Genomic DNA, 21,553 nt, shown 5'->3' with positions numbered 1-21,553 from the left:
CCGGGGCGCGACGAAGTCGCGAGCCCGGAATCCATAACCACGATCGGGAGTATGGATTCCGGGCTCGCGCTGCGCGCGCCCCGGAATGACGGCGGGGATACACCATGAGCTTCATCACCGGCGTCGGCCTCACACCTTTCGGCAAGCACGAAGGCTCATCCTCGCTCGACCTGATGAGCAAGGCCGCGCAACTCGCGCTCGACGACGCCGGCCTCAGGCGCGCCGAGATCGACGGCATCCTCTGCGGCTACTCCACCGTCTCACCGCACATCATGCTGGCGACCGTGTTCGCCGAGCATTTTGGCATTCGCCCATCCTACGCCCATGCCGTGCAGGTCGGCGGCGCCACGGGCCTTGCGATGACGATGCTCGCCCATCACCTCGTTCATGCAGGCGTTGCACGCAATGTGCTCGTCGTCGCCGGGGAGAACCGCCTCACCGGGCAGAGCCGCGACGCCTCGATCCAGGCGCTGGCGCAGGTCGGACATCCCGACTACGAGGTGCCGCTGGGGCCGACCATTCCCGCCTATTACGGTCTCGTCGCCACGCGCTACATGCACGAATACGGCGCGACCGAAGAAGACCTCGCCGAGTTCGCCGTGCTGATGCGCGCCCACGCCTGCACCCATCCCGGCGCGCAATTCCACGATCCCATCACGGTCGCCGACGTCATGGCCTCCAAGCCGGTGGCGATGCCGCTCAAGCTGCTGGATTGCTGCCCGGTGTCCGATGGCGGCGCCGCGTTCGTCATCAGCCGCGAGCGGACCGGCGGGGCTGGCGTCCGCATCCGCGGGTGTGCCCAGGCACACACCCATCAGCATGTCACGGCCGCGCCGGCGCTGAGCGAGCTCGGCGCCGAAATCTCGATCGCGCGCGCCAAGGCGGCCACGGGCCTTGCGATCTCCGACGTGCGTTACGCCGCGATCTACGACAGCTTCACCATCACGCTCGCGATGCTGCTGGAAGACCTCGGCCTTGCCGGCCGCGGCGAGGCGGCTGCCCGTGTGCGATCAGGCCATTTCAGCCGGGACGGCGCGATGCCGCTCAACACCCATGGCGGGCTGCTCAGCTACGGCCATTGCGGCGTCGGCGGCGCCATGGCGCATCTGGTCGAAGCGCATTTGCAGATGACGGGGCGGGCGGCGAATCGTCAGGTGCGCGATGCCTCGATCGCGCTCTTGCACGGCGACGGCGGCGTGCTGTCGTCCCATGTCAGCATGTTCCTGGAGCGGGTGCGATGAGTCTGGCCGACTGGACCAAAGGCGAAGAGGTCATCACCTACCAGACCTGCACCGCATGCGGGCACGTCCAATATTTCCACCGCGCCTTCTGCGCGGCTTGCGGTGCGTCCGATCCGCGCGAGCAACGCGCCAGCGGCAAGGGCAGGGTCTATGCGACCTCTCTCGTCTGCCGCGCCGCGACGCCCGAGACGCGCGCGCATGTGCCGTATAACCTCCTGCTGGTCGATTGCGCCGAGGGCTTTCTCATGATGGCGCACGGCGAGAACGATCTCGCCATCGGCGATTCGGTCGTCGCGAGCTTCAGGCCGTTCGCCGGAAAGCTCGTGCCGTTCTTTGCAAAACATAAATAGTGGGACTTGGATATCGTAGCCCGGATGGAGCGCAGCCAATCCGGGCTGCGAGACTAAAGCCCCATCCCGCTTTCGTCGGAACGAGGCCTTAGCCTGATTCGTCATTCGGGGGCGGTCCTAACGGACCGAACCTGGAACGGGATTCTGGGCCTGGCGCTGTGCGAGACGCCACCCCGGAACGACGAAAACACTCAAACTCAACGCAACTAACGCCCGTAGAACAATATGCTGGCGATGACGAGCATCGCCGTCACCGCCAGCATATGCGCGAGCGCTCCCGAGGCCGCCCCCTTGGTGGCTTCCTTCATGCCTTTTTCTCCCTAGACTTGGGCGTGACTCATCGATGCGTGGTTAGCGCAATCGACGGCCAATTGTTTTTACTCGGAACACCCCTTGCGAGTATCCGCCGCGATTTGTCCCCACGCGGCGAATATCGACTGTGCCAAGGTCGATCAGCAATGCGGCGGCAATTTGACTCGATGATGTTGCTCCTGCGGTCGCGCAAGAATAGAGTTTTGGGCAATATTCGCCGCTAATGACAAAAAGCATCAAAGGCTTAGGGAAATCTTCAGGAAAATCATGGCCCGCATCCTCTATAGCGATCCGGTCAACGCATCCGATCGCACCCGCGAAATCCTCGACAAGAACCGCCACGCCAACATCTTCCGGATGATGGCGCATTCACCGAGCTATTTTGAGCAGTACTGCCGCCTCGGCGGCGCGATCCGCCACAAGGGCGAGCTCGATCCGGTCGTGCGCGAGCTTGCGATCACCCGCACCGGCATCCTGTGCGAGGCGCCGTACGAGATCGTCGCGCACAAGCGCATCGGCAAGAATGTCGGCGTCACCGACGAGCAGAACGAGGCGCTCGAGAACTGGCAGGCTGCGACCTGCTTCAATGAGGTGCAGCGCGCCGCACTCGCCTTCACCGACGAGATCGTCAAGCTGAGGAAGCCGACGGACGCCACCTTCAAGGCGATCGCGTCGAAACTGACGCCGGCCGCGCTGGTCGAGCTTCAGCTCTCGGTCGGCTTCTACATCATGACGTCAAAATTCCTGGAGACGTTCGAGATCGATCTCCAGCCCGTCAACGAAGTGGTGGGCTGATCCAAATCCGCAGCGAGGGATGCTCATGACGATCGATGAATATGCGGTCTGGGCCGCGAGCATTGCCAAGGTCGATGAGCATCCGTCCAACGAGCGGCTGTCCTATCTCGGCCTCGGCCTCGCCGGCGAATCCGGCGAGGTCGCCGACCACATCAAGAAGCTGCTGCGCGATGACTGGCTCGACAAAGCCGGCCTCGTCGATGAGCTCGGCGATGTCATCTACTACTGGGCCTGCCTGTGCGCTGCGACCGGCCAGCAGCCATCCAAATTGCTCGAGGCAAGCGCGGCGAAGATCAAGCGGCGGCTGAGCGAAGCGGCGAGCCGCTAGAGCCGCTGTGAGTTGGGCCGCTGTTAGAGTTGGCGCATATAAAATGTACGCTGGGGCACCGTCAGTCTCCACAGCGTCATGGCCGGGCTTGTCCCGGCCATCCACGTCTTGCCACGCAGCACGAAGAACGTGGATGCCCGGGACAGGCCCGGGCATGACGACCCAGCGTGAGTGTGCGGCCACATTTCCTCAACGCGAAAAGATGAAGAGCTTCAGCCGCACTATGTCGACGTCAGAATATCCACCTTGGCATTGGCGACGATCAGGCGGTCGGCGAGCAGCTGCGCGAGGTTGCGCATGACGCGCTCGCTGGCGCGCGGGTGCTGCCTGCGGAAACGCTCAAAGTCCTTCAGCTGCACTTCGTACGCGGTCGCCGCCATGTCTGCGAACACGTCGGCCGAGCGCGTCGGCTCCAGCAGCGCCATTTCGCCGAAGGCCATGCCGGCCGTGAGCGTCGCCAGCCGGACGCCGTCGGGCAGGGTGACATGCACCGCGCCGCTGCGCAGGAAGAACAGGGAGGCGGCCGGATCGCCCGTCGTGATGATCTTCGCGCCGGACTGAAAAGTCCGGATCGTGCAGATCGAGGCGAGGTCGGTCAGCTCTTCCGCGCTGAGCCCGGCCAGCAGCGGCTGCTCGTCCAGCTCGGTGGTCTCGTGGAAATCGATCGAGCCGCCATAGCGGTAGACGATCTGGTCTTCGGCCCATTCGATCGCGGTGTCGAGCAGGTAGAAGTCGCGGACGTTCTTCAGCTCCGCCGTCCACTCCCGCAACGTATTCCACTCCTTCGACGCACGCCTGACGCCTGACAGCACCACCGTGACGTTCAGTGCGGCGAGCTCTTCGAACGCCTCTGCCACCAGCCGCGCGCCGGCGCGGGTGGTGGAGGTGACGCGGTGCAGGTCGAAGATCACGATTTGCGGGCGCGGCCGTCCCGCAAGCCGTCGCGAGACGTAATCGACCGCCGACAGCGACAGCGTGCCGACCAGCTCGATGATCCGCACCTCCTGCTCGTGCGCGGCCAAAATCTCGCGTTCCTGCGGGCGGCGGACGCGGCGAGACGGGCTCTTGCCGATGTCGTAGTCGGCAATGACCGCGTTGCGCGCATCGTCGCTGCGGTTGAGCATGTGCAAATCGTAATGCGAGGATAACGCCTCGCAGACCTTGATGCCGCGCACGCTGTTGCCGTGCTTGTCGAGCCTTGGCGAATAGCTGCCGAGGCCAAGGCGGGCAGGGAGCGCGGCCAGAATGCCGCCGCCGACGCCGCTCTTGGCGGGGATGCCGATCCGGTAGATCCATTCGCCGGCATAGTCGTACATGCCCGACGACGTCATCACCGACAGCGTGCGCGAGATCGCGTACGGCGTCAGCACCTGCTCGCCCGTGACCGGATTGACGCCGCGATTGGCGAGCGTCGCCGCCATCACCGCGATGTCGCGCGCGGTGACCAGCACCGCGCATTGCCGGAAATAGACGTCGAGGACGCCTGCGACATTGTCGGAGATTACCGCATTGGTCTTGAGCAGATAGGCGATGGCGCGGTTGCGGTCGCCGGTCTGGCTCTCGGAGGTGTAGACAGCCTCGTCCACGGCGAGGTCGCGTCCCGCAAAACGGCCGAGCGCGGCACGGATCTGCTCGAAGGCGTCAGTGCCCCTGCTGTCGTAGATCAGTCCGGTGCAGGCGATCGCGCCGGCATTGACCATCGGGTTGAACGGGTGGTTCTCCGAGTTGAGCCGGATCGAGTTGAAGGGATCGCCCGACGGCTCGACGCCGATCGCGCTCTCGATCTTGCTCGCGCCGAGCAGGTCCAGCGCCAGCGCGAACACGAACGGCTTCGACATTGACTGGATGGTGAAGGGCACCTGGCTGTCGCCGACCTCGTAGACATGGCCGTCCAGCGTGGCGAGGCTGATGCCGAAATAGGCAGGGTCGGCCTTGCTCAGCTCGGGAATGTAGTCGGCGACATTGCCCGATGTTTCGGCAGAGAATTCGTTGAGGCAATTGTCCAGAAACCGCAGCAAAGGCGGTTTCGAACGCGTCCAGGCGGTGGCGGCGGGCGAGAGCGGTTTCATCGCCCCACTTGTGCAACGCAATCAGGGCGCGCGCAACCCGTCAGGAACCATGGCCTGTCGCCGGACCAGCAGCAGGGCGATCAACACCGTGGGTACCAGGATGGCGAGGCCAAGCAGTGTGATCTGCATCTGCGTCAGCGGCATGATCCCGCCGCCTGGCGTCGCGACCACGAAGCCGCCGATCACCAGCAGCACGCGGATCGGCCATTCCAACAATCCTGTGCCGCGAAGATCGCCGACAAAGGCCTGGTAGCCCTGGATACCGCCGCAGATGAACAGCGTGCCGAACGCGGCGAGCCCCATCAGGCCGAGGCCGGCGAGATAAGGGCTTGGCCCTTGCAGCACCAGCGCGGGATTGAGCACGAAGAAGAACGGGATGAAGTAGATGATGCTGCCGACCCACATCGATTCCCAGCCGGTCTTCATCGCCGGCGAACCGGCAATGCCAGCAGCCGCGAACGATGCGATCGCGACCGGAGGAGTGATCGAGGACAGCATGCCCCAGTAGAAGATGAACATGTGCACGGCCATCTTGTTGAGCCCGAGCTTCTCCAGCGCCAGCGCGACCAGGATGGCGAGGAAGATGTAGCAGGCCGTGGTCGTCAGCCCGAGGCCGAGGATCAGGCTGGTGAGGGCACACATGCCGAGCAGCAGGAACGGATTGTCGCCGGCGATGTGCAGGAGGTCGTTGGCAAGGCTCGACACCACGCCGGTCATCGAGAACGCCCCGATCAGGAGGCCACAGCCGGCGAGGATGCCGACGAGCTCGACGAAGGTGCGGCCGTTGACCTCGAGGAATTTGCCGATCGTGCCGAGCGTCCAGCGCGTGTCCTTGGAGAAGAACTGGTTGAGTACCAGCAGCAGCGCGGTCGCGTAGAACGGCGCGTGGCTCTCGCGCTTGAAATAGAGCAGCATCACGATCAGGAGCGCGATCACGAAGACGTAGTACCAGCCGTCCTTGATGGTATCCATGATCCGCGGCAGCTCGGCGCGCGGAATACCCTTCAGTCCGTGGCGGGCGGCATAGGCATCGACCTGCATGAACAGGCCGACATAATAGAGCGCGGCCGGAATGATCGCGGCGATCGCGACATCGGCGTAGCTGACATTGAGGAACTGCGCGATCACGAAGGCGGTCGCACCCATCACCGGCGGCGCCAGCACCGCGCCGGTCGAGGCGCAGGCCTCGATCGCGCCGGCATAGGAGGCGCGGAAGCCGCTCTTCTTCATGACCGGGATGGTCATGGTGCCGGCGGTCAGCACGTTGGAGATGATGGAGCCCGACATCATGCCGAGCAGGCCGCTGGCAAAGATGCAGACCTTGGCCGCGCCGCCACGGAAGGTGCCGCACAGCGCGAAGGCGAGGTTGATGAAGAACTTGCCGGCCCCGGTCATCATCAACGCGGTGCCGAACACGAGGAAGCCGATCACGGTGTCGGCGAACGCCTGGATCGGAATGCCGAGCAGGCTCTCGCCCGAGAGCACGTGATAGGCGGTGGCCTGCTCCAGCGTCGACTGTGTGCCGCGGAACGGCCCGAGCCAACCGGCCTCCGCGAACAGCGGGTAGACGGTGAAGGGCAGTACGCTCAGCAGCAGGCTCCAGCCGCCGGTGCGGCGCAGCGCCTCCATCAGCATGACCCACATCACGAGGCCTGCCGCGATCACGGTGTTCGGCGCGCCGCCGAATTCCCAGCCGGCCTCAGCCGCCTTGCGCACGTTCGACATCAACAGCAGCGCGGCGGCGATGGTCACGACGAAGAAGACGAGGTCATACCAGGGAATGCGGTCGAGCGGCGCCCGTTTGGTGCCCGGGAAGATCAGGAACGTGAACGGCAACATCAGCGCAATCAGGAGATAGAAATACTCCGTGTTGAGCTGGGTATAGCCGATGAAGAAGCGCAGCGAGAATTGCTGGTTGATGCAGAGCAGGATGGTCGCCGCGGTCGCGACGATCAGCGTCCAGCGCCAGGCGCCGCGCAATGTGCGGACGCGGGTGACTTCGGCCTCCTGCATGTTGCCGGCCGCGCCGTGCGGATCGTCGAACACGACGCGCTTGGCTTGTGCTTGCGGGTCGGTGTTGGTGGAAACAGACATGATCGACCCCGCGCGTGGGCTGCTAAATACCGACTAAGCGAATGGCAGTTGGTTGAAGCGGTTGGGCCGCGGGCTCCTCAACCTCTCCCGCTTGCGGGAGAGGTCGGCGCGCAGCGCCGGGTGAGGGCTCTCTGCTCTGGGGGAATCCCGCCGTGGAGACGCCCTCTCCCCAACCCTCCCCCGCAAGCGGGGGAGGGAGCGCACTTCGCGCGTAGCATCGAACGAGCCCATCTCGCGCTAATCCTCGAACCCGTTCGGCATGTCGGCTTTCGCCAACGCCGCCGCGCGCGCCTTCATCCAGCCGTCGAGGAAAGCCTTGTCGTCCGACGGCGGATTGGACTTGCCGTACTCCGTCCAGGCGGCAGCGAGCACTTCCTGCCGCTTGAACAGCTTGTTGTTGTGCGCCTCCTGCGCATCCGACCATTGGCCGGCTTCCTTCAGCGCCTTCACCGCGCCGGGATGCACCGGCACCACCCAGTTCTTGGTCTGGCGGTCGGCGGCGAGACCGCCGGCGCCGGGCGCGGAGTCCTTGTAGGCATCGTAATTCGCGATCATCGCTTTCGTCATCGCATAGACCTGGTCAGCCGGTTGCGAGGCGTAGGCGACGAAGATCGGGTAGGGGTAGTTGCCGAGCTCGACCGGCTTGTCGGGCGAGATGCCGGCGCCGCAGGTCGCGACTTGCGGGAAGAAGAACGAGCCGACCTTCTGCATCCGCGCCCAGCCCTCCCGGTCCTTGGCGGGCAGCGGCGGCCAGATCAGGCCGCGCGGCGAGGTCTCGGCTTCCTTGGCGGGGCCGGTGATGGTGGTGCCGAAGGCGGCGTCGACGTCGTTGTTGATCAGGCCTTTCCACATCGCGCCGTAACTGGCGAACTCGACGGCCTTGACGTCCTTCTGCGTCAGGCCGGCGAAGGCGAGCACCGCGAGGGAATTCTGGTTCAGCGCGGGCGAGCCGACCACGAAGCCGACGCGCTTGCCTTTCAGGTCTTTCAATTCTTTCACGCCGGTGTCGGCTGCGACGCCAAGCGAACCGCAATTGCAATCGACCGTCGAGAGCATGATCTGGAGCGGCTGCGGGCCCCATTCCTTTGCGCCGAACTCGAACACGCCTTCCTGCGCGAAATAGGTGCCAGATCCCATCGCCGATGATGCTGCGCGCTTGGCGCGTAGCGGTGCAAGCCGCGCAACATCGTTGCCTGCGGGCAGCACGCGGACGTCGGTGCCGTATTTGTCCTTCATCATCTTGCCGACGCCGACCGCGATGTTGAAGCCGGCGGTGCCGGTGTCATAGGCGGTGAAGGTCAATGTCGCCGGCAGCTTGATGTCTTCGGCGAATGCATAGCGTGTAGACACAAATGAAATGCCCGCAACCAAGGCAGGCGCGAGCATGACCAGCCCACGAAGCATGTTTCCCTCCAATGATCCTCGCGTTTGCCGCGAAGAGTTTTCGTTCTTTGTTTGAAACAGAGTTTGTTTTGAAACAGATCATGTCATCGCGATCAGGCGATGGCAACGCCGTCCCGAGCATGCTGGAATGCGACTGACAGATTGTCGCGGAAACGACGGAGAATGCACTCAGTTCGCGATAATCGCGATCGCCTGTCCTTCGGCAACGACGTCATCCAGCTTGACGAGGAGCGATGTGATCGTGCCGCTCGCGGGCGAAGGCACCGGAATTTCCATCTTCATCGCTTCGACGACTACAACGTCATCACCATCCGCAACGGTTCCTCCAACTTGCACGGGAGTTGCGCAGATTCGCCCCGCCACCTCCGTGAGGATCTTAATTTCTGGCATGCCATCGCCTTTTTGTTGTCGTCGCAAAATGCCTGAGGTAGCGTCGTCTGCAAGTGGAATTTAATTCCGCAGAGCGGAACAAACGGTAGGGAACATGGGACGACGATCGGAGCGGTTGAGTAGGCAAGGTGCGCTCGCTGGCGACGCCGGCGAGGGCGATGTCATCCAGGTGGTGTCGCGCGCGTTCGACGTGTTGCGATGCTTCGAGGGCCACGAGGCGAGGCTCGGCAATCTCGAGATTTCAAATCGCTGCGGCCTGCCGCGATCGACGGTCTCGCGGCTCACGCACACGCTGACCCGCATGGGGCAGCTGGTCTATCTGCCGCGCGATCAGAAATATCGCATCGGCCCGAGCGCGGTGGCGATGAGCGCCTCGATGATGAAGGGCGCGCAGCTGCGCAGCATGATCCGCCAGCGGCTCCAGGAAGTCGCCGAGCAGCTTCCGGGCACGGTCGGCTTCGTCGTTCCCGATCGCTTCCATCTCGTCTATCTCCAGTTCGCGCGCTCGGCCGCGGCGCTCGGGCTGCACGAGGGCACCGGCAGCCGCATCTCGATGGCGTCGACCGCCGCGGGCGCGGCCTACACGGCGGCACTGGCGCCGGAAGTCGGCGATGCCTTCATCGCGGAGATGGAGCGCGAAGCGCCCGAGGCTGTGAAGATCCTCAAGCCCCGCATCGAGGCCAACCGTCAGTCGCTGCGCGAGCGCGGCTATGTCGTGGCCTGCGGCCTGTGGAGCCCGCACATCAATGGCCTCGCGGTGCCGATCTGGTCGCCGCAATACCAGACCTTCGTCGTCATCACGATCGGGCTTCTGTCGGCGATGTACGACGAAGAGCGTCTGCATGCCGAGGTCGCGCCGCTGATGCTCGCGCTCGGCCGCTCGCTCGGCAGCCTGATGGAGGGCGCGGAAGGCGACGCCTTCAACAACCGTATCTCGCGTAAACCGGTCGCCATGGCCGTGCACAACAATAACAAGCCGATCCATTCGGAGGGAGTGAATGAACTGGAAGCCGGAACTCGACGAGCTCGCCCGGCGCGAAGCCTTCGCGCGGGAGATGGGCGGCGTTGACAAGGTCAAGCGACAGCATGACCAGGGCCGGCTGACTGTTCGGGAACGTATCGACAGACTGATCGACAAAGGCAGCTTCCACGAGATCGGTGCCGTCTCCGGCATCGGCGAGTACGATTCCAGCGGCGATCTCAAGAAACTGACGCCTGCGAACTGCGTGTTCGGCCGCGCGCGGGTCGACGGCCGCACCGTGGTGGTCGTCGGCGACGATTTCACGGTACGCGGCGGTTCGGCCGATGCGTCGATCTCGGCAAAGCCGCTGATGGCGGAGGAGATGGCGCACGACTTCCGTCTGCCCATCGTCCGCATCATCGAAGGCTCCGGCGGTGGCGGCTCGGTCAAGACCATCGAAACCAAGGGCGCACCGAATTTGCCTGGTGGTATCGGCGGCACGCGCTGGTATCGCTTCACGACGGAGAACCTGTCGCGTGTGCCCGTGGTCGCACTCGGTCTCGGCTCGGTTGCGGGCTTAGGCGCCGCGCGCCTTGCCGCCAGCCACTATTCCATCATGACGCGGAAGTCCGCGATGTTCGTCGCGGGCCCGCCGGTGGTGAAGGCGCTGGGACAGGATCTCTCGAAGGAGGAGCTCGGCGGCGCCGACATCCAGACCCGCGCCGGCGCGGTCGATCATGCCGTCGATACCGAGGAGGAGGCGTTTGCCTGCGCGCGACGCTTCCTGTCTTATCTGCCGTCGTCGGTCTACGAGCTGCCGCCGACCTTGCCCTGTACCGACAATCCCGAGCGCGGCGACGAAGCGCTGATGAACGCTGTGCCGCGCAACCGCAAGCAGGTCTACAAGATGCGGCCGATCATCGAGTCGGTCGTCGACAAGGGCTCGTTCTTCGAGGTCGCCAGGAACTTTGGCAAACCGATCATTGTCGGTCTCGCCCGGCTAGAGGGCAGGGCGGTGATGGTGCTCGCCAGCGACAGTTTCCATTACGGCGGCTCCTGGACGGCGGATGCCTGCCAGAAGGTGGTGCGCTGGGTCGACTTCGCGGAAACCTTCCATCTGCCGATCGTCTATCTCATGGACTGCCCCGGCTTCATGATCGGCCTCGACGCCGAGAAGGCCGCGACCATCCGTCACGGCGTCCGCGCCATGGCCGCGGTCAACCAGACCACCGTGCCCTGGTGCACCGTGATCCTGCGCAACGCCTTCGGTGTCGCCGGTGTGGTGCATCAGCCCGCCGACCGCTTCTCGATCCGTTACGCCTGGCCGTCGGCCTATTGGGGCTCGCTGCCGCTCGAAGGTGGCATCGAGGCCGCCTACCGCGCGGACCTCGACGCGGCCGAGGACAAGGCGGCCAAGCTCCGGGAGATCGAGGATCGGCTGAACAAGCTGCGCTCGCCGTTCCGCTCGGCCGAAAAATTCTGGGTCGAGGAGATCATCGATCCCCGCAAGACGCGGTCGCTGCTATGCGAATTCGCGCGGCTGGCCGAGCCGCTGCGGAAACCTGGACCACCGGAGAACATGACGATCAGGCCGTAGACGCCAATCATTGCGAGCGCAGCGAAGCAATCCAGAATCTCAAAAAACACGCTAAGCTCCGCCAACAAGAACAAGAGGAAGCGCCAATCGTGTACGACTACATCATCGTGGGCGGCGGCTCGGCGGGCTCCGTGCTGGCCCACCGGCTCTCCGCCAGGAGCGCCAACAAGGTCCTGCTGTGCGAAGCCGGACAGGACACGCCGCCCGGCAACGAGCCGGCCGAGATCAGGGACAGCTATCCGGGCACGGCCTATTTCGACCCGCGCTTCCACTGGACCGAGCTCAAGGTGACGACCCAGGTCGTCAGCCACAACAATCCCAACGAAGCCCGTCCGCCCTTGCGCAAATACGAGCAGGCGCGCGTGCTCGGCGGCGGCTCGTCGATCAACGGCCAGATGGCCAATCGCGGCGCGCCGACCGATTACGACGAATGGGACGCGCGCGGCGCCGAGGGGTGGACGTGGAAGGACGTGCTGCCGTTCTTCAAGAAAGTCGAACGTGACCTCGATTTCGACGGCCCGTATCACGGCAAGGATGGCCGAATTCCCGTGCGCCGCATTCCGCGCGAGCACTGGACAAGACATTCGCAGGCCTTCGCCGACGCCTTCCACCAGGCCGGCCATCAATTCGTCGCCGACCAGAACGGCGAGTTCGTCGACGGCTATTTCCCGGTGACGCATTCCAACCAGGCCGAGCAGCGCGTCTCGGCCGCGATGGGCTATCTCGACCGCGGCACGCGCCAGCGCGCCAACCTCACCATCTCCACCAACACGCAAGTCCGAGGGCTGCTGTTCGAAGGCACGCAATGCGTCGGCGTGAAGGCGCTGGTCGACGGCCGCGAGCAGGAATTCCGGGGCCGCGAGATCATCCTCTCCAGCGGCGCCATCCATTCGCCGGCGCATCTGCTGCGCGCCGGCATTGGCCCGGTCGGCCACCTCAAGGATATGGGCATTCCCGTCCTGATGGGCCTTGCCGGCGTTGGCCAGCGTCTGATGGATCATCCTTCGATCTCGCTGTCGTCCTTCGTCCGCCGCGGCGCGCGCATGAACGAGCACACCAGGCGCCACATGCAGCTCGGCCTGCGTTATTCGTCCGGGCTCGAAGGCGTGCCGAAGGGCGACATGTTTGTCGTTCTGCTGAGCAAATCGGCCTGGCACGCCGTCGGCGAGCAGATCGGGTCGCTACTGACTTTCGTGAACAAGACCTATTCCGAGACCGGACAGGTCAAGCTCGCCTCGCGCGATCCCGCGGCCGAACCGATCGTCGAGTTCAATCTGCTGTCCGACCGCCGCGATCTCGATCGCTTGATGAGCGGCTTCCGCAAGATGGCGGCCATTCAGATGAGCGACATCGTCAAGAAGGTGACGGACAAGCCGTTCCCGGCTGCCTATACCGACAAGGTCCGCAAGATCGGCGTGGTCAATACCAAGAACAGGATCCTGACCAAGATCGCCGCGACCTTAATGGACGGGCCCGCGGCGTTGCGCCACTACATGATCGACAATTTCGTCGTCGAAGGCTTCACCTTCGACCAGGTGATCAACGACGACGAGGCGCTGGAAGCCTTCGTGCGCAAGGCGACCATCGGTGTCTGGCACGCCTCATGCTCATGCCGGATGGGCCGTGCCGATGATCCGATGGCGGTGGTCGACAGCCAAGGCCGGGTCAAAGGCATCCAGGGCCTGCGCGTCGTCGACGCCTCGATCTTCCCGGTGGTGCCGTGCGCCAACACCAATTTTCCAGTGTTGATGTCGGCTGAGAAGATCGCGGCCACGATGATGCAGTAGCGGCGGGCATCCTCGCCCGGACACGCCGCAGCGTCCACGCTGCGGTTGGTCCTTGCGCTGGCGGCTTCGGCGCGGAGCTCCTCCGCCTCGTCGCAGCTCGAGCTCGATCCATGCATGTTCAAATCGCGCTGCGAACCGGACACTTTGAACATAATCTAAGTCAAGTGCCTAAGTTGAAGCGGTTTTTCCGCCGCCCTTTAGGCCCATTTCGGCCAAACCTTTATTGATCTCTGCCGAGCGGGGCAGGACCCTCCAACTCAGAGTCCTGCAATGATCAAGCAAGTTCTTTCCGCGTGCATCATCGTTATCGTCACCTCCGCGGCCTCGGAAGCGCGGCCTTATCGCGCTCTCCTGGCGCCTGAATGCAACGTCACCATGCCCTGCGACTTCTCGTATGCGCAGACGCGGCGCGAGCGGTCTCCGAGGCATTCGTTGCAAGCCTATCGCTCAACCCAAATGACATTGACCGATGCAGGCAACACCGCCACCACGATCGTCGCGTCCGGCGAGCGCATCGTCGGCGGCCGACCCGCCGGCTGCCCCTCATCGTTTTGCGGCTGCGGCGCGTCCCTGCGCGTGTTCGGTCGTGTCGTGCCGGAATTGAATCTCGCTTCGAACTGGCTGCGCTTCCCGCGCACAGCGCCGGCGCCGGGAATGGTCGCGGCCAGGCGGGGGCATGTGTTTGTCCTGGAGCAGCACCTCGGAGGCGATATGTGGATGGCCTATGACGCCAATTCCGGCGGCCACACCACGCGCATGCACGCGCGCTCCTTGCGGGGCTATACGATCGTCAACCCGCGCGGCTGAGACAATCGCGGGGTGCCCGGCGTCATCACAGCCGGAGCACCTTGCCGGGATTCATGATGTTCTGCGGATCGAGCGCACGCTTGATGGTCCGCATGATGTCGAGCTCGGTCTTCGACCGGTAGTGGCTGAGCTCGTCGAGCTTGTCGATGCCGATGCCGTGCTCGGCCGAGATCGATCCGCCCATGGAGGTGATGAGGTCGTTCACGGCGCGCGTGATGGCGGCGGTGTACTGGTTCAGCGTCTGCTGATCCATGCCCTTCGGCCCCATGAACGAGAAATGCAGATTGCCGTCGCCGATGTGCCCGAGCGGGTAGGGGCGGATGCTCGGGAGAATGTCGAGTACGGCTTTGAGCCCCCTGTCGATGAAATCAGGAATCTTGGAGATCGCCACCGAGACGTCGTAGCTGAGGCCCGGACCCTCGGCCCGCGAGCCCTCGGCGACGCTCTCGCGGATGCGCCACATGTTGCGCGACTGACTGACCGTCTGCGCGATCGCCGCGTCGAGCACGCGGCCGGCCTCGAGCTGATCGGCGAGGAATTGCTCCATCCTCTCGGACATGCCGTCGGCCCCGTCCTGGCGCGGGCGCGCCGACGACCATTCGAGCAGGAGGTACCATTGGGTCTCCGCCTTCAGCGGATCCTGGGTGCCGGGAATATGACGCAGCACCATGTCGATCGCGGCACGGCTCATCAGCTCGCAGGAGCCGACATTGTCCTCGGACGCCGCATGCGCGTCGGACAGGATTTCCAGTGCCGCGCGCGGATCGCGGATCGCCAGCCATGCCGTGCAGACGTCCTTCGGCGCCGGCCACAGCTTGAGAACGGCCTTGGTGATGATGCCGAGCGTGCCTTCGGCGCCCATGAAAAGGTGCTTCAAGTCGTAGCCCGTGTTGTCCTTCTTGAGCGCGCGTAGTCCATCCCAGACATCGCCGTTGGCGAGGACGACCTCGAGGCCGAGGACGAGGTTGCGGGCATTGCCATAGCGCAGAACCTGCACGCCGCCGGCATTGGTCGAGAGGTTGCCGCCGATCATGCACGAGCCCTGGGCTCCGAGGCTGAGCGGCAGGAACCTGTCGTGCTGGCTTGCGGTCTCCTGAAGCGTCTGCAAGACGCAGCCGGCCTCGACCGTCATCGCGTAACCGACGGGATCGACCTCCAGCACACGGTTCATACGGCCGAGCGACAGCACGATGCCGGTGTGCGCGGGCCAGGGTGTGGCTCCGCCCATCAGGCCGGTATTGCCGCCTTGCGGCACGACGGCGACACCGTGCTCATGGCACAGCCGCACCACTTGCGAGACTTCCTCGGTGCTGCCGGGACGCACGACGGCGCCGGCACCGCCGACCAGCGATCCGCGCCAGTCCGTCACGAACGGCTGCTTGCCATGCTCGTCCTCGATCAGGCCCTTGTCGCCCACGATCGCGCGCAGCGCATCGCGCAGGGAGGCGGTCAAGGGAGCGGTCGGGATAGCGGGGACGGACGACGGGAAGGCAGCCGGCATTTTGTTTCCTCTGGCGCATCTTGGTGTGCACTGCGCGCGAAGCGCTTTCGGCCATTGTCCACGTTTGAGGCGGCGAGTCTAACGGCAATATGGCAAGAACCTGTGGACCGGCTTGGTGTGCCGACCCGCAGAGAGAACAACGACGATCAGCCGGTCACGCCGGGGCGCCTCTTGTGCCGCTCGCCTGTCTTCGCAGGCCATCGCCGTTGGTCGACGGCCGCGCGGAGGCGGAGGCTCACCGGTCCCGTTGCTGCCTCGTTACAGGTCCGCACGTCTTCCGCGGCCTTGCCGAGAGGCTCGCGAGCATCGCGCTGCCTGGGCTTATGTCGCGACCCGTTTCCCTTGGACCGCCGCTGCCAGGTTCGATTGCGCACAGGCAGGGAACCAAGCCGCTGCTCGAGGGGTTGTTGCTTTTTATCCCTCGGGCGAAATCGAGCCTTGGAGGCCAAATGGTTACTGCCGCGCAATGCTTGGAACTGGCACAGCGATACAGAACACTTTCTCAAAAATCCGGCATCTCCAAAGACCGCGCTTTCATGATGAAGAATATTGCGAGAAGCTTTGCTGGTTTGGCAGGTCAATTGGATCGACTTGAAGCGCTGACCAGAGATGAACAGCAAACGTAACCCGGCGACGGGGGCGGCGCCTGAGCGCGAAGCCGGGAGCCTGCCGAATCGACCGATGATTTACCGAATTTCCGGCGGAGTGCCGGCCGGCATCGCTGAGCGAATGAGGTACCTCGAAGGAGGTACACTGAATTCACTCTTGAAGTACTTGACCGGACGATCCTTGCATTGCGGATGGGTGAAATCGATCCGATCCGCGATCGCCATACGCGTCACAAGCACCCGAAGCACGTTGACGAGGATGACGGGATACGCGTCTTTCGTGGCCTGCTAATCGGCGGGGCGGTGAGCCTGCTGCTCTGGTTATTCATCGCACTTTCATTGACAATGATCATCAAGAGTCTCCACTTCTCTGAAGAGAGCGAACGAGCACCCCTGAAAGAGCGAACCAGGTGATGACCGGCGCGTCCGCTCGGGCGGCGACGAACGCTCGGGACTTACGGCTGGTTGCGAAGGAACGCACCATCCATCAGCACATAATAAGCCCAGCTCATGATGTCCTGGGCAACGGCGCGCCCATAGGGGCGGCGTCGTCGCTGGCGAGCATGTCACTGCCGCCGGTTTCGGCGGCGGCAGCGACGTGGGTATCGATGATCAACGCTTGACGGTCACCGTTTGGGGAGCGACGCCATCACCTCTCCCGCGTCTCCGTCCTCGAGGCAAGGCGTAACGGTCAATGGGAGCAGGTCAGACCATTGCGCGAGCCAACGATACATGGCTTTTGGATCACTCGATTCAGAGATCGCAAATCCCTGTCCATTCATGCCATGCCAACGACCCAGCATCTTGACGCCCTCGGGTGGCGCGCCACCGGTCTCCAGAAAGCGGGCGACGGCTGCATTGAAGGTGCCTTGGGGTACGCTCCAGGTGGTTATGAATTTCATGCGATTCTCCCATCACTAGAATTATCGGATGAATGTCGCGGCTGTGCCGCAGGCGCACGATAACGCCGGCGTCTCGAATAACAACGGCGAATGAACAGGTGCGTCGGTTTGATCCAACGCGCCGTCCTCGGGCACGGTCCCGATTCTTCCCTTCCGGCGCAGAACGGACCTGCAAACCGTAAGAGGGCTATTTGCCATCGTTCCAGATGTCGGTGGCGAGCTTCCAGTCGTCTCCGACTTTCTCCCACACAACGACATATTTGCCGGCGATTTCCTGCGGTGCCGATCCCTTGGTCTTGAGGACGAACGTGCCGATCCCGCGTGCCGCGGAAGGGCCAAGCGGTTTGACATCCACCGTTGTAAGCTTCGGATCGGTCGCTCGTTCAGCCATGCCTTTCCACATTGCCTCGATGGCTGTTCGGCCCTGCACCATCGCGGAGCCGGGCGGGAATGCGATCGCGTCGGCGGTGTAAAGGGACGCAATCCCGGCAAAATCGCCCTTGTTGAACAGTTCGATCCATTTCGCATTGTTTGCGTCGATCTCGGCCTTCTGGGCCAAAGCCGGCGCGCTCAACGAGATCACGATTGCCATCACCGATGCTATGTTGCGCATGATCATCTCCAGACCCAATGTACGACCCGGCTGCAGGGCAGCCGTCTGTCTCGAAGTGGATGCGTTGAATGACACATCCCAGACCGGGCCAGGCGCAACAGCAATTCCGGGGGATTACCGTCAGCACCATTGACGAAGCCGCGCGGTAGAGATTGCAGGCGCTTCGCGTTAACCGAAACCTCGGTGCCGGGCTTCGCTGGCGTGCTGCTAGGACCTAGCGCAGCTTATTGATCTTTGGTGCATGAGCCGGGTGTTTGCGCGCGGCCCGAGGACACTCCGCGACGTGTCCATTGATGCCCAGACATGAGCGTCCCGCGCAGACCTGCGACGATGCCAATATGCCGGTGTTTTGCCCGACGTGTCAAATTCGCTTGCGGAACGGGCAAGTCATTGACCCGCCAAGCCTCGGCTACTGTGCATGGGGTTGTTTTCGAATTTTTGTTTGGAGCACCTCGTGCGACGCGCGCTCTTCACGCGCTCTCCGTCTCCCGGTGCACGTCGTGCACCACGAGGCCCATGCCTTCCTCGGGCATCTTGATCCAGTCGCGGCGCTTCAGCGTGCGCTTGGTGTCCTCGTAGCCAGAGGTCCAGTGCTCGCGCATCGAGGTGCCCGAGAACTCGTGATCCTTGGCGTCGCCCTCATAGGCCTTCTGCTGGTAGATCAGATGCAGGATCGCGATCCCCGGCATGTTGCGCAGGCTGGCCTTGAGCTTGCGCTCCTCGTCGGACAGCTGCTCATCCGGCAGCTTCGCCAAGGCCTTGTAGAGCAGGACCTTGAGATTGTGGGTGCGGCGGTAGACGTCGGTGTTGTGGCGCGTGCGCGAGGAATACATGATGTCCTTGTGGCGGGCCATCACGTCCTGGATCGAGCGCGGCAGCACGCCGCGGGCGCTGAACAGGTCGACCTGGAACACCAGCGAGTTGAGCGCGTCCTCCTGGTCGAGCAGATGCTGCAGCGGCGTGTTGGAGACGATGCCGCCGTCCCAGAAATGATCGGTGCCGATCCGCACCATCGGCAGCGCCGGGGGCAGGGCGCCGGAGGCCATGATGTGCTCCGGCTCGATCTCGTCATGGGCGTTGTCGAAATAGATGAAGTTGCCGGAGAGCACGTTGACCGCGCCGACCGCGAAGCGGACCTTCTTCTCGTTGATGAGGTCGAAGTCGACGAGCTCGAGCAGACTCTCCTTCAGCGGCATCGTGTCGTAATAGCTGGTGGCGGTCCTTGCGCCGACCGGGCTGAACCAGGGATTGACCTGGTGCGGGCTGAAGAAGCCGGGCTGGCCCATCGCCGACGTCATCCAGGCACTGTAGAGATTGCGCCACTGGCGGAAGACGTCGCCATCGGGCGTGTAGTGCCAGATCTTGCGGTTGGTGATGCGCTCCCAGAAGATGCGCAGCGCCTCCAGCCGCTTCTCCGGCTTGTTGCCGGCGATGATGGCGGAATTGATCGCGCCGATCGAAACACCGCAGACCCAGTCGGGCTCGATGCCAACCTCATGCAGCGCCTGGTAGACGCCGGCCTGGTAGGCGCCGAGCGCGCCACCGCCTTGCAACACCAGCGCGACGCGATCGCAGCGCTCGGGCCGCCAGCCGCGCGAAGGGCGCTGATGTGTCGAATGTGTCGGTTGCGACGTACGGGCGTCCATGGGTGATGCCTCCTGCCTCTCCCAAACGATTGCGTCGCGCGGTGACGGTGTGATGACAATTGCGGCGCCGATGCATCATCCGCATGCACGGTGGCCGCAGCCGGAATGGCGGCAGGTCGCGCGGCTGACGGAAATCCTTCACATCGCAGTCAATGACGGCGGCTAGCAATTTGCATAATATCCGTGAGCCGCCGGGCCAGCGTCACAGAGGCATCACACAGGAGATCATGATGCGCAGGGAAGACGTGCTGAGACTTCCGTCCATGCCGGCTGCGGGACCGAGCTATCCGGCCGGCCCGTACCGCTTCGTCAACCGCGAATTCCTGGTCATCACCTACGAGACCGACCCGGACCTGATCCGCGCCGGCCTGCCTGAGCCGCTCGAGCCGGTCGACCAGCCGATCGTGCATTACGAATGGATCAAGATGCCGGACTCCTCCGGCTTCGGCAGCTACACCGAGTCCGGTCTCGTCATCCCCGCGCGCCTCAACGGCGAGGAGGTGAACTTCGTCTCGCAGATGTATCTGGACGACGATCCGCCGATTGCCGCGGGCCGCGAGATCTGGGGCTTCCCCAAGAAGTATGCCCACCCGAAACTCGATATCGTCAAGGACACGCTGACCGGCACGCTGGAATATGCCGGCCAGCTCGTCGCTATGGGCACGATGGGCTACAAGCACGAGAGCATGGCCGGCAACGGCGATCTCACCCGCGCGACGCTGTCGAAGACGCAAGTTAATCTGAAGATGATCCCCGGCGTCGACGGCCGCCTCGAAGTCTGCCAGCTCGTTGCGATCAACCTGATCGACATCGTGCCGAAGGGCTCGTGGATGGGGCCGGGCCGGCTGCATCTGGTGCCGCATGTCAATGCGCCGGTTGCGGACTTCCCGGTTCGCCGCTGCCTCGGCGCGCACCATTACATCGCCGACCTGACGCTGCCGTTCGGCCGCGTCGTCCACGACTACGTCAAGGAAGCCGAAGCCGCCGCGACGGGGCTGGCCGCCGAGTAGGGCGGCTCGCCATCATCAAACTGTAACAATGCCGTAATTGAGTACCCGTGGGTCCGGAAGATGCCGTCAGCCATCTTCCGGAGCGGGGCATCTGTTGACGGTTGGGGTTGGCCATGGCTGAGCCGGCAAAGCTTGTCAGCGCGATAGAGAATAAAGAGCCCGCCATTCCCGGCCTGGTCTGGGCGTTTCGCCTGCACGCCGACGGCAGCGCCGAGGCGCTGCCGATCGACCAGCCGATCGAGTTCAGCCATGATGGACGGCTCTGGCTGCATTTCAACCTGACAGATGGTCGCGTGCGGCCGTGGATCGCGGCATCGCCGCTGCCACCGCTCGCGCGCGAGCTGCTGCTGTCGAACGATACGTTCCAGCAGCTCCACGTCATCGACCATTGCGTCTACGGCGTGTTCTCCGATCTCGTGCGCGAGATCGACAGCGCGACGGAGGAAACCGCGTTCCTGCGCTTCGCCATGACCGAGCATTTGCTGGTCTCCGGCCGCCATCAGGCGCTGTGCTCGGCGGATGCGACGCGGCGCGTGCTCGAAGGCGGCTACCGCGTCGACAATGTCGCCCATCTCCTGGAGAAGATCGTCGACGAGGTCGCCGACACGCTCGACCGGATGGTCGACAAGCTCGGCCAGGAGATCGACGACATCGAGGAGCGCATTCTTGCCGATGACGCCAAGCCCGAGATGCGTCGCAATCTCGGCCGGCTGCGTCGGACCTGCGTCAGGCTGCATCGCCAGCTCACCGGATTGCGCGTGCTGTTCCACCGCCTCGACCAGAAGAACACCGACCATCTCGCGCCCGCGCTACGCATCCATGCCGGCAAGCTGGCGCAGCGGCTCGACGGCCTCGACCACGACATCGTCGAGCTGCGCGAGCGCAGCCGCCTGCTCGAGGAGGAGCTGCGCTTCAAGAACGAGGAGGAAAGCAATCGCCACCTCCACACGCTTTCGATCGTGACCTCGCTATTGCTGCCGCCGACGCTGATCACCGGCATCTTCGGCATGAACACCAAGGGCCTGCCGCTCACCGATGTCGACGAGGGATTCATCTGGGCGGCTGCGCTGATGATCTGCTCGGTCGGTGCGGCCTATCTGTTCATGCGGCGCACGGGCATCTTCAAAAAATAGCCTGC

Annotated in this window: 20 protein-coding genes; 12 read left to right on the top strand and 8 right to left on the bottom strand. The window is 63.9% G+C overall.

Annotation, left to right across the window (positions count from 1 at the left end):
• Window positions 1–104 precede the first annotated feature (104 nt).
• The 4 genes from QA642_RS29420 to QA642_RS29405 all read left to right on the top strand — a co-directional run bounded on the left by QA642_RS29420 (window position 105) and on the right by QA642_RS29405 (window position 3,026).
• Window positions 105–1,241: a thiolase family protein gene (locus tag QA642_RS29420; protein ID WP_283079965.1), complete on the top strand. Its 1,137-nt coding sequence runs from the start codon at window positions 105–107 to the stop codon at window positions 1,239–1,241.
• The gene (locus QA642_RS29415) at window positions 1,238–1,591 is read left to right on the top strand and encodes an OB-fold domain-containing protein (RefSeq protein WP_283079964.1); all 354 of its coding nucleotides are present in this window, start codon (window positions 1,238–1,240) and stop codon (window positions 1,589–1,591) included. Before QA642_RS29420 ends, QA642_RS29415 begins: the two co-directional genes overlap by 4 nt.
• Window positions 1,592–2,170: 579 nt before the next feature.
• Window positions 2,171–2,698, top strand: coding sequence for a carboxymuconolactone decarboxylase family protein (locus tag QA642_RS29410; RefSeq protein WP_283079963.1), 528 nt, complete (start codon window positions 2,171–2,173; stop codon window positions 2,696–2,698).
• 25 nt (window positions 2,699–2,723) lie between these two features.
• Complete coding sequence (locus QA642_RS29405; protein WP_283079962.1) at window positions 2,724–3,026, top strand: nucleoside triphosphate pyrophosphohydrolase family protein; 303 nt, start codon at window positions 2,724–2,726, stop codon at window positions 3,024–3,026.
• A gap of 221 nt (window positions 3,027–3,247) precedes the next feature.
• On the opposite strand, the gene glsA is transcribed toward QA642_RS29405, so the two are convergent.
• The 4 genes from glsA to QA642_RS29385 form a co-directional block, all read right to left on the bottom strand.
• Window positions 3,248–5,095: a glutaminase A gene (gene glsA / locus QA642_RS29400; RefSeq protein ID WP_283079961.1), complete on the bottom strand. Its 1,848-nt coding sequence runs from the start codon at window positions 5,093–5,095 to the stop codon at window positions 3,248–3,250.
• A 21-nt stretch (window positions 5,096–5,116) separates the two neighbouring features.
• Entirely contained in the window at window positions 5,117–7,189 is a 2,073-nt protein-coding gene (locus QA642_RS29395) for a TRAP transporter permease (RefSeq protein ID WP_283079960.1), read from the bottom strand.
• A gap of 237 nt (window positions 7,190–7,426) precedes the next feature.
• A complete protein-coding gene (locus QA642_RS29390) occupies window positions 7,427–8,593 on the bottom strand; it encodes a TAXI family TRAP transporter solute-binding subunit (RefSeq protein ID WP_283079959.1) in 1,167 nt (388 codons plus the stop codon).
• Between the two features lie 168 nt (window positions 8,594–8,761).
• Window positions 8,762–8,983 carry an acetyl-CoA carboxylase biotin carboxyl carrier protein subunit gene (locus tag QA642_RS29385; protein WP_283079958.1) on the bottom strand — a complete coding sequence of 74 codons (222 nt, stop codon included), beginning with the start codon at window positions 8,981–8,983 and terminating at the stop codon, window positions 8,762–8,764.
• Window positions 8,984–9,077: 94 nt separating this feature from the next.
• On the opposite strand from QA642_RS29385, the gene QA642_RS29380 reads away from it, so the two are divergent.
• The 4 genes from QA642_RS29380 to QA642_RS29365 all read left to right on the top strand — a co-directional run bounded on the left by QA642_RS29380 (window position 9,078) and on the right by QA642_RS29365 (window position 14,135).
• Window positions 9,078–10,052: a helix-turn-helix domain-containing protein gene (locus tag QA642_RS29380; RefSeq protein ID WP_283079957.1), complete on the top strand. Its 975-nt coding sequence runs from the start codon at window positions 9,078–9,080 to the stop codon at window positions 10,050–10,052.
• Entirely contained in the window at window positions 9,982–11,541 is a 1,560-nt protein-coding gene (locus tag QA642_RS29375; protein ID WP_283079956.1) for a carboxyl transferase domain-containing protein, read from the top strand. Before QA642_RS29380 ends, QA642_RS29375 begins: the two co-directional genes overlap by 71 nt.
• 89 nt (window positions 11,542–11,630) lie before the next feature.
• On the top strand, window positions 11,631–13,328 hold the full coding sequence (locus tag QA642_RS29370) for a GMC oxidoreductase (RefSeq protein ID WP_283079955.1): 1,698 nt from the start codon (window positions 11,631–11,633) through the stop codon (window positions 13,326–13,328).
• 270 nt (window positions 13,329–13,598) lie between these two features.
• The gene (locus QA642_RS29365) at window positions 13,599–14,135 is read left to right on the top strand and encodes a hypothetical protein (RefSeq protein WP_283079954.1); all 537 of its coding nucleotides are present in this window, start codon (window positions 13,599–13,601) and stop codon (window positions 14,133–14,135) included.
• Between the two features lie 25 nt (window positions 14,136–14,160).
• Here QA642_RS29365 and QA642_RS29360 read toward each other — a convergent pair whose 3' ends face one another.
• On the bottom strand, window positions 14,161–15,636 hold the full coding sequence (locus tag QA642_RS29360) for an FAD-binding oxidoreductase (protein WP_283079953.1): 1,476 nt from the start codon (window positions 15,634–15,636) through the stop codon (window positions 14,161–14,163).
• A gap of 449 nt (window positions 15,637–16,085) precedes the next feature.
• On the opposite strand from QA642_RS29360, the gene QA642_RS29355 reads away from it, so the two are divergent.
• Complete coding sequence (locus QA642_RS29355) at window positions 16,086–16,262, top strand: hypothetical protein (RefSeq protein ID WP_283079952.1); 177 nt, start codon at window positions 16,086–16,088, stop codon at window positions 16,260–16,262.
• 174 nt (window positions 16,263–16,436) lie between these two features.
• Window positions 16,437–16,658 (top strand): hypothetical protein, encoded by a 222-nt coding sequence (locus QA642_RS29350; protein ID WP_283079951.1) that lies wholly within the window; start codon window positions 16,437–16,439, stop codon window positions 16,656–16,658.
• 212 nt (window positions 16,659–16,870) lie between these two features.
• On the opposite strand, the gene QA642_RS29345 is transcribed toward QA642_RS29350, so the two are convergent.
• The 3 genes from QA642_RS29345 to QA642_RS29335 all read right to left on the bottom strand — a co-directional run bounded on the left by QA642_RS29345 (window position 16,871) and on the right by QA642_RS29335 (window position 19,405).
• Window positions 16,871–17,146: a DUF3303 family protein gene (locus QA642_RS29345; RefSeq protein WP_018319867.1), complete on the bottom strand. Its 276-nt coding sequence runs from the start codon at window positions 17,144–17,146 to the stop codon at window positions 16,871–16,873.
• A gap of 187 nt (window positions 17,147–17,333) precedes the next feature.
• Window positions 17,334–17,765: an SgcJ/EcaC family oxidoreductase gene (locus tag QA642_RS29340; protein WP_283079950.1), complete on the bottom strand. Its 432-nt coding sequence runs from the start codon at window positions 17,763–17,765 to the stop codon at window positions 17,334–17,336.
• A gap of 464 nt (window positions 17,766–18,229) precedes the next feature.
• Window positions 18,230–19,405, bottom strand: coding sequence for a patatin-like phospholipase family protein (locus QA642_RS29335; protein ID WP_283079949.1), 1,176 nt, complete (start codon window positions 19,403–19,405; stop codon window positions 18,230–18,232).
• A 230-nt stretch (window positions 19,406–19,635) separates the two neighbouring features.
• Here QA642_RS29335 and QA642_RS29330 point away from each other — a divergent pair, with 230 nt between their 5' ends.
• Window positions 19,636–20,415 carry an acetoacetate decarboxylase gene (locus QA642_RS29330; RefSeq protein WP_283079948.1) on the top strand — a complete coding sequence of 260 codons (780 nt, stop codon included), beginning with the start codon at window positions 19,636–19,638 and terminating at the stop codon, window positions 20,413–20,415.
• Window positions 20,416–20,528: 113 nt separating this feature from the next.
• Window positions 20,529–21,548, top strand: a complete 1,020-nt coding sequence (locus tag QA642_RS29325) for a transporter (protein WP_283079947.1) — start codon at window positions 20,529–20,531, stop codon at window positions 21,546–21,548.
• Window positions 21,549–21,553 lie beyond the last annotated feature (5 nt).

The sequence above is a fragment of the Bradyrhizobium sp. CB2312 genome (genome assembly GCF_029714425.1).
Classification (GTDB): domain Bacteria; phylum Pseudomonadota; class Alphaproteobacteria; order Rhizobiales; family Xanthobacteraceae; genus Bradyrhizobium.
Note: the sequence above shows the minus strand (reverse complement) of the source record. Positions and strands in the feature narration are given on the sequence as shown.